Genomic DNA, 16478 nt, shown 5'->3' with positions numbered 1-16478 from the left:
GCTGAAATATTCCGTCATGCTTTTGATGCTTAAATGGAACGGTGAATTGGATACTGTACTTAATTAACAATACCTTATTTTTTAGTCCATATTTAGATTTGAAGATGACGCTCAATAGCCTCATCAAGCTGCTCAACAGATGCTCCTTCAGGAAGTTCCTTCATCTCTACCGCGATATCTGAAAGTTTGCCCTGCATAAATTTTTCTTCAAGAGTGGGAACATCGAGAGGCATGTTAAATAGAAGCGTCTCGCTCGAAATCGTCCAATCTGGCAAACTTCTTGAAGCCCATGCTCCGATACGTACGCCTGCATACAAAATCCGTGCTTGAGCCTCCGAGCAGCCTCCAGCCTGACAAGCATGAAAGAACATAACGTCCGCTTCCTTCCTTGAAACGCCTGGCGTGCCACATGCAACATCATGAATTACAGATGCTCTACGATAGTCATCTGTGTATGGGCTTCCGACAGACGACCACAGCGGCCTAGGAATGCTCGCACCATTTACTACCGATCCTTCGGGCGCTAGCCAAAGTTTGCCATCAGGATCCGCGTAAGAGAAATCCTCCAGCAAGCGCATATCTCTATCAGTACCATTATCATCGGTAAGCCACTCTGTTTTTGGATTACCTGAAAATTTGCCGTGCTTCATTTTTATTCTCCTCTTCTTGCTTTTCTCTTTCTAATACTCAAACTATCACGATTAACATTTTTTCCGTGGACTTATCGAACACCAGAGTGCCAGTCGGGGAGGCTGTGTACCTCGGCTTCATTATAGGCCTACCAGCAGGTCAACAATAGTAAATCGAAAGAAAAATCAAAAAATGCGATCAATCTACAAATAGGCGTTGAGATTTTGCCAATTTTTGATGCAGGAGCCGGAATATTATTATTACGGTGAATGCAAAAGCCAGCTGTTTTACGAACCGTGTAACATGGATTGTGTTCGTGGTGAATAATCGGCCCTTTTAGCTAAAAGGGCTCGCAGTCAGCCTTTACATTTTACGCGACGTGGTTAGCCGGATGCGCCAATCAAGGCGCATCCCACTTCACATGATCAGGCATGGTTGTTATTTCCAAGAGATTCCCGCCCCATTTCCGGTTCGTTCATCCGCGCTTTTTATGGGCTGCAAGCGGCGATTGCTTCACCATTATTGCAGACGTCAGTGCCTGGGCCGCCGTTAAGCACATCGATTCCGGGTCCTCCGTCAAGGAAGTCGCTGCCATCCAGACCTATGAGCACATCATTGCCCGCGCCGCCGCAGATACGATCGTTACCGCCTCTGCCGTTAATAACATCGTTACCGCCCAATCCGGCGATGATGTCATTTCCGGGGGTTCCCTGCAGGATGTTATTGGCATTAGTGCCGACGATAGTTGCGCGCACTCCAAAGCAGTTCAGCGCTGATGCATTAACAGTAATGTTCCATGTCCTCGCCTCCCTTAGCACATCCGCGGGGTCGTTCCTTACCTTAGGCGTCGGATCGTCCACAACGACTTGGAGGGTATGAGGGCCGGCCCCAAATCTTGCGGAATTAAAGGTAAATGTCAGGCCTGTCGCTACTTGCGATCTATCTACGTACCACGTAACTGATAAAGCGTGCGTATTAGGTGTCGGTACGGTGACCTTGAAAGCCTGATTGTCTCCAAGATTGAGAGTTATGCCGGAAGGCTGCGGGGTGCTGGAATCCAGTGGAGAAACCCAGTTGTAGACCCGTTTAACGAGCTGCTCCTCATTGATTTGCTCAAATGGAGTGTCAAGCGATCGCATCTTAGAGTTATAGGTAGGTCGATATAACCCGGCAGGACAATACTTAGCTCCTTGGTAGAGTCCGGGTACTCCCGGGCTGGTCGAGGTTGTGGGAATCGGCGTGGCAGGATCTATCCATCCGTTGGGAAGACCACCCCCGACGTTCCATTTTATCTGATTTCTATTCGTTTGGCGGGAGGCGTTTGCCTCAGATGGTTCCACTGTGTTGTTGCAAGGGGGCGGCTGGGTCACATACTCATCCGCCAGCAGTCCAAAGCTATGGCCAACCTCGTGTAAGACAAGTTCGATAACCGCGGAATTCAGAGAAGCCACCGAGATACTTCCTCCGGATCCTCCGTATTTTGTGTCGTTAACCAAAACGAGAACCATATCCCGTTGATTAGCTCCTACACTATTGTCGAGTACTGTCTGAACTTTTGAGATATTGACACAAATCAGCCGCTCAATACCCGAACAGTTATAAGTCGCGTCAAAAGCGGTGTTTTTGCTGATCGGAGGAGCGTTTTCAGGATGATCCGCTCCTGATTCCGCGCTCGTCACGTTCACCCGGTGCACATTGAAATATTTTTGATATTCCTTGAAGGGTTCTTGTGCAAAAAAGCCCTGCACAGCCTGTTCTGCATCCGTGGCGTATTTCCCCAACTCCGCACTTGTATATCCATCACCCAAAATTACCAAATCTACTCTGTTTGCAGAACTGCCGTTATTGCGAATGATGGTTACAGGCTCGCCAAGTACCCATGGCGAGAATCCTAGCAACCCTATTATCAAGCCGAAAATCGCTGATTGCTGGATAATTCGGCTGAAGCAAAGTTTCATGCTGATGGGCTTAATCATGGGTCCCTCCCGGAAGCTTGGCTTCGCCTATGAGGTCCAAGGCGTATTCTGCTCCTGTCCAGCGTGGCTGATAAACCTTTAACCCAATGATGCCGGGCTCATCAGGTACTGTGACCGAAAAGGTTACATCGTTCCGATAAAGAAGTCCTGGAGAGATGAGTTTTCCGGATGAGTCAGTCGTCTCTGCGCGAATTATCCTGGGATCGAGCATGACAGTCCGTGATGTCTCTTGACCCTTTGCATTCAGTCCCACAACGACGAGATGCTGCCGGGAAAGCTCCGGGTTGCGTTGTGTGGGCAGCGCGCCTTGAGTACTCTTCTGGGATAATATTGTTACTGTATTTTCAGCTGGAGGGGCTGCTGAAAGACTATCTTTGGCGACAGAAGGGGAAGTCGAACTTAAGTGGAGTTCAATCACACGGGTCATCTCGGTTTCTCCCGCTTCGGCAAGACCGATTGACAACACTAGAAATGAAACTATCATCGTCTGTAAAAAGCGCGCCAGCACTGACAGATATGCAAGGCATCCAGCCGAAACGCCGGCATTCCTCAAATGACATATTTTTTTCATGGCTCATCTCCTTAATAAAAAGGCAATGCAATGTTAGACTTCATGCAAGGCATATCGAACATCACCTCCTCTCATTCAGGACGAGCCTGATAAGTTATTATCCAGTACTCAGTCAGTATTAATATGTCGGATCAATAGGCTGTGCGTAAATCCGCTCATCCTTCGACAAGCTCAGGACGAACGGATTTACTTTTATTCGTCAACTCAGGATTGACTGGGCACTAGGTCCTCGTTTTCCAAATGGGATAACATTGATGCTTAAACTTCCGGGCAATCTATCTGGAAGCTTTGGGTTTGATGAATGCTGGATTAAAAAATTCCAGATAAAGCCAGAAATAAGGACAGCGATCCCGACACGATCCTGCTGCCCGATCATATACGCATGGCCGAGAACGGCTGGTTCAAGGACCACGCCGAGCGCGGGACGCTGGTCCGGTTCATGTATGTCATCAAGCATAGTGCGGATCTGGCGCAAGGTTAAGCAGATCAATTCATCGCGAACGACTTGCCTGGGCGAAAAAAAGCTTTTTGGCCTCTTCTTTGGACAGTGGCAACGATTTCACGTGACGCGGAAACGCCGATAAAGGCGCGTCCCGCTTTGCGTGGTCAGGTAGGGTTGTTATTACTCCCTAAAAATTTTCATCTCTGCCTCGGCTTGTTCACCGGCGCTTTTTATATGCGACAAGCGACGTTCGCTTCACCATTCATACAGGATTAGAGCCCGGGCTGCCGTTAAGCACGTCGAGTCCAGGTCCTCCATTTTTGCCTGCGCAGCCAGAACCCGCCGCTTAGCAGCAAAAGCGCAGCGGCGCCCACCGAGAAAATAAATGTCAGCTTATCAGAGGAAGACGGGGAGGAATCGCCCACAGCTTCTATCTTTAAGCGCCAGTTACTGGCTTCCAAATTATGAATATGCAGCGTTTCCACACTGAATTCATCGCCGGGCTCAACGGTAAAGTTATCAAAAATAACGGTTACTTGATCAAGGCTGTCGGCGCGTACCTCACGCCAGGCGTTCTTTGTTTGTCCATTGATTGCAATTTTATTTACTAACGCCGCTTTGGTTTGATCCAGTAAATCACCGTGGACCGCCGGCAGGTATTTTTCAGTCGCCACATCCCAGCGTTCCATCGTTAGCTTGAGCTGTTTCCAGACGGTTTGTGATTGATTGGCGATGTCGAAGTCGATTTCGAAACTGGTCGCGTCTTCCGCGTAAAAAGGGCCGGCGATAGCGGTAAGCGCATCCGACACTTCCAGGCGGTAAACGGTACTATTCTCACCATGCGCCATTGCCATTGGGCTATTCAAAAGTGCCATGCAAGCAACCAGGCGAATCAAGTTGATTAAGCACAATGGCCCCATGTTGAAACTGAAGTTTATTTGTTGGGTAAGTATCTGCATTTAAGCGGGCTAACTATTGGGATTGTTTTTTAACGGCGGCTATAGACCCTGTGTGTACCCAATGCCGTTAAGTTAAGCCGTTCGTGGTGAGCTTGTCGAACCATGAACGGCTTAACGACTTGTTCCGCTCCCCCTTCGACAAAGCCTCTAGTCCTGAGCGTAGTCGAAGGAGCAGGGCGAACGGAACACGTCTTAACTGAATGGCATTGTGTGTGCACCCACATCCCTGTGGGCAATTTGACTATGACGCGCAATAAGCTTTACTTGATGCGGACGACTGCTGCATGCGGGTCGCTGATATTAGTTGCGCCGCTGTAATCGAACCATTCCAAAGGAATGACGCGCGTCAGTACGCCATGTTTGCCTCCGCCAGTCGCGTCCAGTTCGACAATACCCAAACCTGGACAGCTGCCCGCGGCGGCATGAGTAATTGATAAAGGATTGGGACCGCGCAAGGCCACATAAAAACGGTTGCCATGCGGGGAAAGATCAAACAAATCGGGTGATGGATCATTATTCACGGCAATACCGCTCGGGTTGCGTTTGCTCGGATCGGTTGGATCATAGCTGGCGCCGGGCGTGGTGGTGCAGGCATTGCTTTCGTTTTGGCCGTTTGGCTCCTGGCCATCGATAGTGGTCAGGTAGTAGGTATTGCGTTCGCCGGTACCGACATGAAAGACCTCGACATTGTTTTTTACCCGGTCAAACTGATGCAGATAAGTGCGGTTGAGTGTAAAACCAAAACCATGTGCATCGCGGTTGTTGCCTTGGATGACGTTACTGGGCGGGATGGTTTGCGCGTGGTCTTGATCTTGGTAGACAACTTCAGGGGCAGGTGAATTAGGCGAGTTGAACTCTGGCGCCGAGGGCCATTCGGTGGGCAAGCGATAGAGTGCGAACGAAGCAACATTGGCTTTAAACACCCCCGCATTCAGCCAGGTGAACCCGCCGGCTTCCGTAGCGCCACAGCCCGCTGCGCTGATGGTGTTTTTGTCGTATTCGGCAACAATTTGCATTGGTGTGCTGGTGTAATCGACGACAAACAAACCGCCTCCTGCCAGCGTGATCAATGCGGTGTGATTGTCGCCCGCAATGCCGCTGCACACAGCGGCGTTATTAGGACGGGTTTGAGCGTTTTGTTTATGTTCGCCTGCTGGCGTTAGCGGAGACTGGCCATCAGCCACTGTTCCCGAAACCGAACCTATCCTGAAAGATCTGTCGCTAACCGGCTGGGTCACGATGCGGCCGTTGCCTCCGACGAGATCAAGACTGGCGGCGGCATCGAACACCGCCTTGGTGATGTTGCCTTCTTTGTCCCAGCTAAGGTTGACCCGCTCCAGCAATTTGCCGTTTTGGTTGGAAATTAACAGGTACTTGCCGTCCGGACTCCAAAGTGTCAAATGGTTTTGCTGGCCACTCTTGATCGAGCCATCAATGGCATTGCCGGCGCCGTCCAAGTCGCCGTTTTTGGTTGCTGTGGTGCGAAATAACGCCACTGCTCTACGTTTCCGCGCATCTACCAGACCCAAATGCCCACTGGCGACAAAACTGACTGCCAAATAGTTGTGATTGGGTGAAGGCGTCATGCCATGAATGCGCACCACATGAGAACCTGTATTGGCCAGTGCAGTGGGCCACAGCCATGCGGTATCCAATGCTCTGTGTCTTGGTTTATCATCGCTATCAAGATCCTCACCATCAAATACCCGCAAAAAACCGCCATGGGTGCCATTAGGATTCTCCCTGGAAATCCCTTGGCTATTGGTTTGATCACTGACCCATACTTCGTAACTGATCGCGTGGGCTGGGCCTGCCAACAGAAAGCTCAACGCTGCCAGGCGCAGGCTTCGATTAAATTGCAATGTCATTGCTTTATTCCCTGATTTTGGTTTCATGCGAAATTATTTAAATGGCGGATTGCCAGAAGAGTGCTGCATTCCAGGAGCAAAAACCATCCTTCCGGCATTAAAGCAAAAACCTTGCAGTCCTTGAAAATGGTAATTTTCGATTAATTTATCTGTAAATCAGATTTGTCTTAGGAGCCAATGCAGGGAAATGGAAGTATCATTTTCCATCCATGCAGTCATCGATAACTGCTGATTAATAAAACGATCGGCCATCATTCAAAAGCAGACAGTCAATTTCTTCCTATAAAGTCTGAATGAATGATTCAACGCCTGTTGAGCCAGACAGTAATGTTGCGAATGGAAATTCAGCTGAAAACATGAACAATAGCTATGAAAGCAACGGAAATCCATCTCGGTTCACTATAAATGACTAACCATCGCGTCAATCCGGCCTGCCCGCCACGCATGATGCGTTGTCAGCAGCCGGTTATGCGGCATGTCGGGGCAGATAGTAATGCTTATCACCATCAACAGAATGGAGGGCTACTCATGTTTACTCAACCGCCCGAGGATAATGATTATGCAACCGGAACTTTCTGCGAGAGGACGGCGGAAGCTATCAAATCATTGAAGCAAGAAATCGAAATGAAGGAGCGCGAAATTAATAGTCAGAGGGATCATCTCGGTGAGCTGCAGAAACAGCCGAGTCAAGATGCTAATCAAATCGAGGAGATCAAGAATGGAATACAGGCATTGGAGGATGAACTGGAGATGGATCGGGAACAACTCAGCGTACTCGAGGAAGAATATAATGCAGAATGCTCGCCCTCGCCGTAGTTCAGTTATTTAACTCGAGCCCATCTGCAAGCCTTTATTGGACCCCAGATTCTTTGGATGCGAAAGGCTAGGCTTCCCCGTTATCCAATAAATCATTGCAATAAAGTTTTGACACCATCTCACTCGTTTTTAAAATATTCCATCATTCGCTTAGGATCGAATCCTACCAGCCAGTTTAATTCAAAAACAGGACTTACGCAGTTTGCCTGCTCACCCGCCGAAACGAGCAGTTTTAAAACCTGTGGGGCGGCTATCAACAGTAGGCGCTTTAGGTGAAGCCGCCGCCACAGACTTGCGTAAATCCCGTCAAATTGATATTTGCAGCTATAACATCAGATCCAAAGCTTTTACGCTTTTTAATGGATTGGCTGATGCTCAATTTTGTAAACGGACAAGAATCCGCCCCAATGGCTCTGATAGACCAGACTGACGCCTTCAGGCAACTTTTTCAGCGAATCCACAAAAGGCAGCAATCTCACCAACAGGGTGTTTTTGGCTTTCGCATCGGGCATTGACCAGACACGGTAATAACTGTCCTCTTTTTGCGCCAGATAATTGCCGTCGCCTGTCTCATTAGCCCAACGCTTGACCAGGGCAATATCCCCATGCAGATCATTGCCCGCCGGGATATTTTTCGAATCGAGCGATAAAGGCGCGCCGCCATAGGCGGTAAGCTCGGCCAGATGCAATAGCAGATCATTGTTGACCAGCAGATAGACGGGCTGCGACGGGCCAAAATGCGCGGCGATTTCGGCCAGGGCTTTTTCGCTGTCCATGGTCAGCCAGCGGGCCATTTGGGCCAGGCGCGTGCGCTCCTCATCCGATGCCGCCGGCAAGCCGTCCTTCAACCCCTTCCAGACCGGATGGGCAAAGGTTTTATCGGACGGCTTGCGCAGCCAGGCCTCCTTGCCGCTCAGATAATGAATGCGCTGGCCGTCGTCCCACCAGCTCAGGAACAGCGCGTCCTGCGGTGCCTTGCGGGCAATGACGTCGGCCGCCGATTGCCAGACGGCATGGCGCAGGCCGGTCGGGCTGGAAGCAATCGCCTGCGCATCCTTCGGAAACAGGACCGCGCCCTGCGGCAGTCCGGCGCTGTCCTGATACCGGGCCACCAGCAGGCTGAACAGATCCTTGCCGTTCTGGCTGAAGGCATAGCGCTCGACCGACTGCGCAGGGAAACGGCCCTGCGCATCGGCTTGCGGTTCCGGCGCATGGCGGACGTTGAGCTGATCGCCGCTTGTCGCGCCATCCGCCTTGACGGAGGACGAAGGCAGCAGTTGCCGGTACAGTATCGCGCCGCCTGTCGCCAGCAGTACGATACTGATCACCATAAGCAGTCCTTCTCTTATTTTCCGAGACATCACTCTTGCTCTCTGCCCTGTTCGCTCACATCTTCCGGCTGGTCTTCCACATTCTCGAGCTTTTGGGTCCGGACTGGCCTCAAAACCATATAAGCCACAGCCAACCCTAACACGATCAGCAACAGGCCGCTGATGAGCAGACTGTTATCGCCGCTTTTTTCATCGGCTGAAGAGGATGCCGAAGCAGAAGCCGGAGCAGGCGCTGTCTTACCGGCCGCTGCACGCAAGCGCGTGTCTTCATCCATGATATTGGTATAGTCCTTCATGAGTTCCGACCAGCCTTCGGTGTAGGTGAAGCCGCCCGGATTGGCGTGGAAAATGCCTTTATAGTGCTTGATCAGGTTATGTTCCCACATATCGGCATGGATGCGTTCCACGCGGCTGGGGTTGTTGCCTTTCGCCCAGAACAACTGGAAGAATCCGCCTGGTGCGTCTTTTTCCGGCGCAGGGGGCGCAGGCCGGTTGGTTTTCTGGCCGACCAGCAGGCCGTCTTCGTAAAGTTTGGTGACGACTTTCTTAGCTTCCTGCTCCACAGCCAGGGCCTGAAGGGTGCCTTTGTCGGCCGCATCCAGATAGGCCTTGGCGAAGCTGGCTGAATGGCACAGGCTGCAGGTGTCGACCCAGGCCTGCTTGCGGTCCTCGAACCACGGATGACCGAGATTGTCGGCGATGGCCGGCGTCGGGTTGAATGCCCAGCGCACTTTACGCACCAGATTGTGGGAATATTCGCCTTTGTATTCAAAGTGACAGACCTGGCACGTCGGCGCCGTATAGCCGCCTTTGGCGATGGCGTCTTTCAGCGGCACTTCGAAATCCCATTTGGCTTTGCCCTGTGTCTGGTATTGGGTGCCATGCTTGGACAGCATGAAGTCCTCAAATTCGTTATGGTCCGCGCCGTTGTGGCAGGTGGAGCAGGCTTCCGGCTGCCGGGCCTCGGCGACGGAGAAGGTATGGCGGGTATGGCAGCCGTCGCATTTGTTCTGCTGGTAGTGGCACATGTCGCAGCCTTGCGCCACTTCCCGCTGCGGCATGGCCGCCCAGATGGGGGTTTCGACGTTCGCCTCCCAGTCGACCGCATGGGAAGGATGGCCTTTGCCCCATTGCTTCTGCGGCCATTCCTGATCTTTTTCCGATTCCGCTTCGGCGAATTCATCCAGATGGCACGAGCCGCAGGCGGCGCGGTCCGGCATCACCAGATTCTCGGCGTGGTTGACGGTTTCCTTGCCGACGCCGCCATGACAATCGATACAACCGACCTGATCGAGTTGCTGGCCTTCTTCAAGGAGGCCCTGCTTCACCAGATTGGCTTCCACTTCGGCCAGTTTTTGCTTCTTGTAGGCGCGCACGTCGCTGTCCGGCAGATTACGAATTGCAGCCAGGTCGCTGTGGACGCTGTTTTTCCAGGCATGAAAGGCGCCTGGGCTGGTGGCTTGATGGCAGCCTACGCAGTCATCGCGGCCGAACTCGCCTTGCACGGTTTTGGGCGGCTTGTAAAAGTCCTTGGCGTTCCAGTATTTCTGGATGGGAATCGGCTCCCAATAGTCGGCATGTGATCCTTTGCCCGGGTGAGCGTCATAGTAATTCTTCTTGAGCTGTTCAAAATCGGGTTGGTTCGCGCTGGCAACCCCGATCCAGCTGAGTCCTATTAAGCTGAATAACAACATACTCAGCAAATCCAGTAGCTTGCGTTTCATAATGCACCTCTAAGACCGGCTTTAATTATTGTATCGATTCGAAACTAAAGTCTAACGCAATACGGGGCATAATCAAACAAATATTATGAGGGGCTCTAGCGCTGCCAAATTGTTTAGCGCCAATTGACTGGCCTGTTAATCGTAAACGGCGAGCGGCTTCCAATTTGGGGCTCCCACGCCGGAACGTGGGAATGATATGTTATCCAGTTTGACAGCGAGACTTTACGACTCGGCCTGCTTGAAATGCATGTGTTTGACCCAAGCGGCGCAAGCCGCGCCTACGACGATATAGGCATAATTGACAAATAGGCCTGAGAGGGTGCCCGGGTTGTGTTCGACCGCATCGCGCAGTCCCGGCGTTACGGCGAAGGTCCAGACAACGCAGGGAATCAGGAAGGACAGGAAGCCCAGTCCGGCCGAGGATAAGGGATTTTTGCCGGTCGCTTCGGCGCTCCTGTAAAACCAGTAAGTGATGAGTAAAGCGGTAACTGTGCCTGCCATAATGAAATTCCATAAGTTGACGTTGATGATAGCGCCACAGTACCAAATTGCCTTCTTCCGCTCAAGCCTTGCTACTGCAGCCGGTCCGCCACGAGATCGCCGAGATACAGATAACCGTTGACGCTCAAATGCGTGTCGTTGGGCTTATAGAAATCCTTGACCAGTTTGCTCTGCTGTATAAACAGATCGGCTAAGTTCGGGGCTGATAATGCCGGATACCGGGCCAAGGCATCCCAGATAGGGGTTGATACGCGTTTATTCAAATAAACCGTGGATTTATCCGGCACAACAAGCCAGACAGGCTGAATACCCGCTTTAAGCAGGTTGTTATTGATAGCCAGGACATTGTTTATTGAGTCAAACGCGGGTTTATCGAAGTCGCCATTGAAAAACAAACCATAGTTGCATAATTGGTGGGAAAACAAGCCGCAGCCATCCATAGCGACGAGCCGTGCGTTATTGAAAACGATAAAATCGCCAGGCCTCTCCAGATAAGTGAACTTGATCTTGTTGATCAGAGCTTTGAGCGTCCATTCACCGCCCGTTGGGCTTTTTATCGATGTCATCAGCGAGTGCGTGCGCGTTATGAGCGGTGAAGGCTTGCTGTGGACTTTGACTTTAATGCCGCCATTGTTTTTGCAAATAGCATTCATACGTTGCTGAAAATAACGCTCAAGGCTTTCAAGCACGACATAGCGGCCTTTGAACCCGGCCTGGCGCAAGGCGTCGCCGATATTCTCGCAGGGCTTGAATTGGTCCCAATGGATGAAGCTGTGTTTTAAATGCTTTGGCAGCAGCCGGGTTTGCCAAAGCAGCTGTTCGGAAAAGGAATCGCCAATTACAAACACGTCCGAGTCAGTCAACGCATCGCTCTTTAGCTGGTCTTGAGCAATAAGCGGTTGAGACTCATTCCAGCCAAAATCCTTTTCCGGCAGATGCCCTACTCTGGTCAGATCGCCATCGAGCGGCTCGAAATACCATTCCACGCCCCACAACGTCAATATGGCAATGGTGAGAGGTACGATCAGTGTCAGGCTGTATTTTCTGAAATTAAAAGTATGCGCGAGAGAATTCATTGCTTAAAACTGGAAATACAAAAAAGGCGACTGCTTCGATAAGTTAATCAACGCAAAAAAGCCCAGGATCAAAATCGACAAGGCATGCCATAACGACGGCTGCCAGTGAATGAAACCCGGTTTTCTGATTTCCGGATTCGGCGCCGTTAAAGCCACCTGATGGTTGGCCATGATTTGCGCGATATTGGGCAGTTTGAAGACGATGATCATCGTGACAACCAATATCTGAATAATTTTCTCCGTTTTCAGCCTGGTCAAGGTCATGACGCCATTGAAGCGGAAGCCGAAATTTTCCAGCGCCTGGCTGAATTCGAACCGGCCCAGTTTATTGGACACCGAACAGCCGTTTAACCCCATCATGCCATTGAGCATCCGCATGGCCGTATCGACGCTGTCGGCCCGGAAAAATACCCAGCCGACGACGACGGCCAGAAAAGTGCCGATTCCGGATAACAGGCGCGCATTCCTGCCGCCGTCCTGCCAGCCTGCTAAGGCCTTCAGCTCGCGCCAGGCATGGTTGATCAGCAGGTACAAACCGTGCAATCCGCCCCAGATGACAAACGTCCAGCCCGCCCCGTGCCACAGCCCGCCGAGCAGCATGGTAATCATCAAGTTCAGATAACGCTGCGCAGGGCCGCGGCGGTTGCCGCCCAAGGGAATATACAGGTAATCGCGCAAAAAGCGCGACAGCGTGATATGCCAGCGGCGCCAGAATTCGATGATACTGGCAGCCTTATAGGGAGAATTGAAATTGATCGGCAGGCGCACGTTGAACAGCAGCGACAAACCGATCGCCATGTCCGAATACGCTGAAAAGTCGAAATACAATTGCAGCGAGTACGATAAGGCGCCTATCCACGCTTCAAAGAACAACGGCTGCCCTCCTTGTTGGACGGCTGTAAAAACGGGTGTGGCGAAATCGGCCAGCGAGTCGGCTATGAATATCTTTTTCGCGAGCCCGAGCACAAAAATAGTCAGGCCCGTGGCGATATTTTCCCAGTTGATCCGGCAGATGTCGTGCCTGGCGAACTGCGGCATCATTTCCTTGTGGTGCAGCACGGGACCGGCGATCAAATGCGGGAAATAAGTCACGAACAATATATAGCGAATGAAATTATATTCTTTCGCCTTGCCCTGGTAAGCATCCGCCAAAAAAGCGATCTGCGTGAATGTAAAGAACGAAATACCCAGCGGCAATAAAATATCGCTAGTCGAGAATGAAGTATTGATCAGGCTGTTTATGTTTTCTATGAAGAAATTGGCATACTTGAAATAGCCCAGCAACATCAAATTGGCCATGATGCCGCCGGTTAATACCAATTTTGCCTGGCCGGGATAGAGAGAATGCCTATCCCTGATCAAATAGCCCGCGCTGTAATTGAAAACAATCGAACCCGATAACAGCCCGATAAAACGCACATCCCACCAGCTGTAAAAAAACAGCGACGCAGCAGCAAGCCATAACAGGGCCAGAGGGTGGCTGCGTTTGCCGATGTAATAAAAACCCAGAACGGTCACCGGAAGGAATAGGAAAATAAAAATGTATGAGTTAAATAGCATGAATGAAGCTTCAATTATAGGGGTAAGCATGCGCTCATAAGCCCTCTATTTTATCTCATGTCGAGTCTTAGGGTGGGTTAGATCCGCAAAGCGGCCATACCTTCCACTCAGGCTTACGCATTTTGCCTTTCCGTCAGCCGGAAAAAGAGGGCGATGAGGCCGATTAAAACTAGAGAATAAGAGTGCTTCAAAACCTGTGGGGGCGCTCTAGGCGAAGCCGCCCCCCACAGGCTTGCAGAGCCCGGGCTTATTTCCCAGAGATTTTCGGGAACTAGAAATGCCAAACAAAGGCCAGACGTATAGTATCTTTCTGCCAACCTGAACTAATAAAAAAGGCGACCATCGTGCCCTTGACTAATCCCCAAAACGTACCGGACTGGATCATCAAAGCACTGGACTCGGCCAGTTGCGGCATCACCGTGGCCGACGCGAGACAGGATGATACGCCGCTCATCTATGTGAACCGGGCATTCGAAGCCATGACGGGCTACTCGAGAGCCGAAATTCTGGAACGCAACTGCCGATTCCTGCGGGGCGAGGATCATGACCAGCCCGAGCTGGATGTCCTGCGCAGAGCGCTGGACGAGGGCCGGGAAACGACGGTCGTCCTCAGGAATTACCGCAAGGACGGGACGTTATTCTGGAATGAACTGCGTCTGGCGCCGGTTTTCGATGATCAGGGCCAGCTCACCCATTTTATAGGCATTCAAACCGATGTCACGGCGCAAAGGGAAGCCCAGGCCGAAGTGCAAAGGCAAGCCCGGCAATTCCACAAATTCCTCGAAGCCATCCCTTCCGGCATAGTGGTTCTGGATGTGCAAAGCCGGATCTTCTTTGCCAACAGAGCGGCCAGCGCCATTACGGGAAAAACACTCGAGCCGGGCACCATAATTGAGAATTCGGTGGACTATTTCCAGGCGACCATGGCCGGCACCGATAAGCCTTATCCGCTTGAAGACCTGCCGATCACGCGGGCGCTGGCAGGAGAAACAGTGGCCGTGAGCGACATAGAGGTCCGGCGCGACGGCCGGGTTGTCCCGCTCCACGTCAGCGCCTCGCCGATACATAACCAGCAGGGAAATGTCACCGACGCGGTTGCGATTTTCGCCGACATCTCCGAGATCAAGGAAAAGGAAAACCAGCTGAAGGAAGAGGAAGCCCGCCATCGCGCCTTGCTGAACAGCTCCGTCGATGCCATCATCACCATCGACGCATCCGGCATCATCCAATCCGTCAACCCCGCCACGGAGCGCATCTTCGGCTACCGCCCGGAAGAACTGCTGGGCCATAACGTCAGATTGCTGATGCCGGAGCCGCATCGCAACCAGCATCCCCACTACATTGAAAACTACCTGAAAACCGGCCGGGCCAAAATGATCGGGGCCGCCCGGGAAGTCTCGGCGCAGCGGAAAGACGGAACCCTATTCCCTATCGATCTCACCGTGACCGAGGTGAAGCTCCCCCAGGGAGTCACGTTCAAGGGCATCGTGCGCGACATTTCCGAGCGCAAGTCAGCCGAGGCGCTGGCCGCGCATACCTTGGCCGAGCTCAAGAGAAGCCAGGAAAACCTGCTGGTCTTGCTCAATCAATTCCGCGTAGGCACCCTGATGCTGGACGCCGATCACCGCGTGGAATTCGTCAGCGAGTCCTGCGGGCAGTTTGCCGGCATCGACCGCGACACTGCCGTGGGCCGTCCCTGGGATCAGGTGCTGCCTTTCGAAATGCAATCGAAAATACAATTGCAGCGGCTACTGGATCTTCCGCCCGCCGAACGCTACCGCATCACCCTGCATTGGCAGTGTCCGGACCGGAAAGCCTGCTGGGTGGAATGCGACGTGCGCGACGATCCGCAAGCCACCGACCGCCACATTCTGCTGCTCTACGACGTCACCGAAATCCATCAACTGCGGCAAACCATCGATGAAAGCCGCTACGGCCGGATGCTCGGCAATTGTGAGGCCATGCAGGAACTGTACCGGCTCATCGAAGATGTGGCGCGCGGCGACTGGACCGTATTGATCGAGGGCGAAACCGGCGTCGGCAAGGAACTGGTCGCCCACAGCATCCATGCCGCCAGTCCTCGCAAGGATGAGCCTTTCATCGCTGTCAACTCGGCAGGACTCAGCGAGTCGCTGCTGGCCAGCCAGCTTTTCGGCCATCGCAAGGGCGCATTTACCGGCGCGGTCTCAGACCAGGAAGGCTTTTTTGAAGCCGCTCACGGCGGTACCCTGTTTCTGGACGAGATCGGCGACCTGCCCTTGAGCATGCAGGCCAGCCTGCTGCGCGTGCTGCAGGAAAAAGAGATCACTCGCCTCGGGGAAACCCGGATACGCAAGGTCGATGTGCGGATACTGGCCGCGACGCACAAGGATCTGGCCGAAGAAGCCCGAGAAGGCCGCTTCCGCGAGGACCTGCTCTACCGGCTGCGCGTGGCGCGGCTTTATGTGCCGGCCCTGCGCGAGCGAAAAGCGGACATCCCGCTGCTGGTCGAAGCCTTCCTCCGCCAGAGCTTCCATTTTTCCAGCCGGGCCCAGCCCCGGTTCGGCGCCGAAGCCATGCAATGCCTGATGGATTACGACTGGCCGGGCAATGTGCGCGAACTGAAAGCCTGCGTGGACTATGCGGTTATCCACAGCAAAGGCGAGCGCATCAATCCCCAGGACCTGCCGCCCGAATTCAGCCGGAGCGCAGCGGCCGCCGTTGTCGAGCCCGAACCCATAGCCGCCGCGGAAGACGAGCGGGGCCGCATTCTGGCCGCTCTGAAAAAAACCCGGGGCAACCGCCTGCAAGCCGCTAGAATGCTAGGCATCAGCCGCGCTACGTTCTACCGGCGTCTGTCTGAATTGGACATTTCGCTGGATCGATAGCCAGCCTATGGCCGCAGCAGGCGCTTTTCAATCCAGTGTTCGCCCCGGGCCCGACTCGCAGATTCCGTAATCCTCCGACCTTGCCTGGACACTGTCTCGCGACTGTCTCATAAGACAGCTGTGAGACAGCCAGACTGTCTCACCCGCCAGGCAAAGT

The 16478-nt window shown here is 52.6% G+C and carries 12 protein-coding genes; 2 read left to right on the top strand and 10 right to left on the bottom strand.

Features of this window, described 5'->3' with window-relative positions; translation table 11 throughout:
* Positions 1–92: 92 nt before the first annotated feature.
* The 5 genes from IT781_RS04865 to IT781_RS04840 form a co-directional block, all read right to left on the bottom strand.
* Positions 93–650, bottom strand: coding sequence for a DUF1353 domain-containing protein (locus IT781_RS04865; protein WP_194969012.1), 558 nt, complete (start codon positions 648–650; stop codon positions 93–95).
* A gap of 468 nt (positions 651–1118) precedes the next feature.
* Entirely contained in the window at positions 1119–2606 is a 1488-nt protein-coding gene (locus tag IT781_RS04860; protein ID WP_194969011.1) for a M64 family metallopeptidase, read from the bottom strand.
* Positions 2599–3177: a hypothetical protein gene (locus IT781_RS04855; RefSeq protein ID WP_194969010.1), complete on the bottom strand. Its 579-nt coding sequence runs from the start codon at positions 3175–3177 to the stop codon at positions 2599–2601. Before IT781_RS04855 ends, IT781_RS04860 begins: the two co-directional genes overlap by 8 nt.
* A gap of 732 nt (positions 3178–3909) precedes the next feature.
* Positions 3910–4494: a hypothetical protein gene (locus IT781_RS04845; RefSeq protein ID WP_194969009.1), complete on the bottom strand. Its 585-nt coding sequence runs from the start codon at positions 4492–4494 to the stop codon at positions 3910–3912.
* Positions 4495–4838: 344 nt separating this feature from the next.
* Positions 4839–6446 carry a hypothetical protein gene (locus tag IT781_RS04840; protein WP_194969008.1) on the bottom strand — a complete coding sequence of 536 codons (1608 nt, stop codon included), beginning with the start codon at positions 6444–6446 and terminating at the stop codon, positions 4839–4841.
* A gap of 405 nt (positions 6447–6851) precedes the next feature.
* On the opposite strand from IT781_RS04840, the gene IT781_RS04835 reads away from it, so the two are divergent.
* A complete protein-coding gene (locus IT781_RS04835) occupies positions 6852–7262 on the top strand; it encodes a hypothetical protein (protein WP_194969007.1) in 411 nt (136 codons plus the stop codon).
* Positions 7263–7618: 356 nt separating this feature from the next.
* Here the strand turns inward: IT781_RS04835 and haoB are convergent, their stop codons facing one another.
* The 5 genes from haoB to IT781_RS04810 form a co-directional block, all read right to left on the bottom strand.
* Positions 7619–8593, bottom strand: coding sequence for a hydroxylamine oxidation protein HaoB (haoB, locus tag IT781_RS04830; protein WP_228778931.1), 975 nt, complete (start codon positions 8591–8593; stop codon positions 7619–7621).
* A 29-nt stretch (positions 8594–8622) separates the two neighbouring features.
* A complete protein-coding gene (locus IT781_RS04825) occupies positions 8623–10317 on the bottom strand; it encodes a multiheme c-type cytochrome (RefSeq protein ID WP_194969005.1) in 1695 nt (564 codons plus the stop codon).
* 222 nt (positions 10318–10539) lie between these two features.
* Positions 10540–10818: a hypothetical protein gene (locus IT781_RS04820; RefSeq protein ID WP_194969004.1), complete on the bottom strand. Its 279-nt coding sequence runs from the start codon at positions 10816–10818 to the stop codon at positions 10540–10542.
* Between the two features lie 71 nt (positions 10819–10889).
* On the bottom strand, positions 10890–11894 hold the full coding sequence (locus IT781_RS04815) for a hypothetical protein (RefSeq protein WP_194969003.1): 1005 nt from the start codon (positions 11892–11894) through the stop codon (positions 10890–10892).
* 3 nt (positions 11895–11897) lie between these two features.
* Positions 11898–13454: an MBOAT family protein gene (locus IT781_RS04810; RefSeq protein ID WP_194969002.1), complete on the bottom strand. Its 1557-nt coding sequence runs from the start codon at positions 13452–13454 to the stop codon at positions 11898–11900.
* Between the two features lie 344 nt (positions 13455–13798).
* Between IT781_RS04810 and IT781_RS04805 the strand changes: the two genes are divergently transcribed.
* Positions 13799–16321 (top strand): PAS domain S-box protein, encoded by a 2523-nt coding sequence (locus tag IT781_RS04805; RefSeq protein WP_194969001.1) that lies wholly within the window; start codon positions 13799–13801, stop codon positions 16319–16321.
* Positions 16322–16478: the final 157 nt, after the last annotated feature.

It is taken from the genome of Methylobacter sp. BlB1 (genome assembly GCF_015476545.1).
Classification (GTDB): domain Bacteria; phylum Pseudomonadota; class Gammaproteobacteria; order Methylococcales; family Methylomonadaceae; genus Methylobacter.
Note: the sequence above shows the minus strand (reverse complement) of the source record. Positions and strands in the feature narration are given on the sequence as shown.

What these genes read in the sequence shown, in the direction of transcription:
- IT781_RS04865 (WP_194969012.1), bottom strand. Translation starts at nt 650, where the DNA reads ATGAAGCACGGCAAATTTTCAGGTAATCCAAAAACAGAGTGGCTTACC.
- IT781_RS04860 (WP_194969011.1), bottom strand. Translation starts at nt 2,606, where the DNA reads ATGATTAAGCCCATCAGCATGAAACTTTGCTTCAGCCGAATTATCCAG.
- IT781_RS04855 (WP_194969010.1), bottom strand. Translation starts at nt 3,177, where the DNA reads ATGAAAAAAATATGTCATTTGAGGAATGCCGGCGTTTCGGCTGGATGC.
- IT781_RS04845 (WP_194969009.1), bottom strand. Translation starts at nt 4,494, where the DNA reads ATGGCACTTTTGAATAGCCCAATGGCAATGGCGCATGGTGAGAATAGT.
- IT781_RS04840 (WP_194969008.1), bottom strand. Translation starts at nt 6,446, where the DNA reads ATGACATTGCAATTTAATCGAAGCCTGCGCCTGGCAGCGTTGAGCTTT.
- IT781_RS04835 (WP_194969007.1), top strand. Translation starts at nt 6,852, where the DNA reads ATGACTAACCATCGCGTCAATCCGGCCTGCCCGCCACGCATGATGCGT.
- haoB (WP_228778931.1), bottom strand. Translation starts at nt 8,593, where the DNA reads ATGGTGATCAGTATCGTACTGCTGGCGACAGGCGGCGCGATACTGTAC.
- IT781_RS04825 (WP_194969005.1), bottom strand. Translation starts at nt 10,317, where the DNA reads ATGAAACGCAAGCTACTGGATTTGCTGAGTATGTTGTTATTCAGCTTA.
- IT781_RS04820 (WP_194969004.1), bottom strand. Translation starts at nt 10,818, where the DNA reads ATGGCAGGCACAGTTACCGCTTTACTCATCACTTACTGGTTTTACAGG.
- IT781_RS04815 (WP_194969003.1), bottom strand. Translation starts at nt 11,894, where the DNA reads ATGAATTCTCTCGCGCATACTTTTAATTTCAGAAAATACAGCCTGACA.
- IT781_RS04810 (WP_194969002.1), bottom strand. Translation starts at nt 13,454, where the DNA reads ATGCTATTTAACTCATACATTTTTATTTTCCTATTCCTTCCGGTGACC.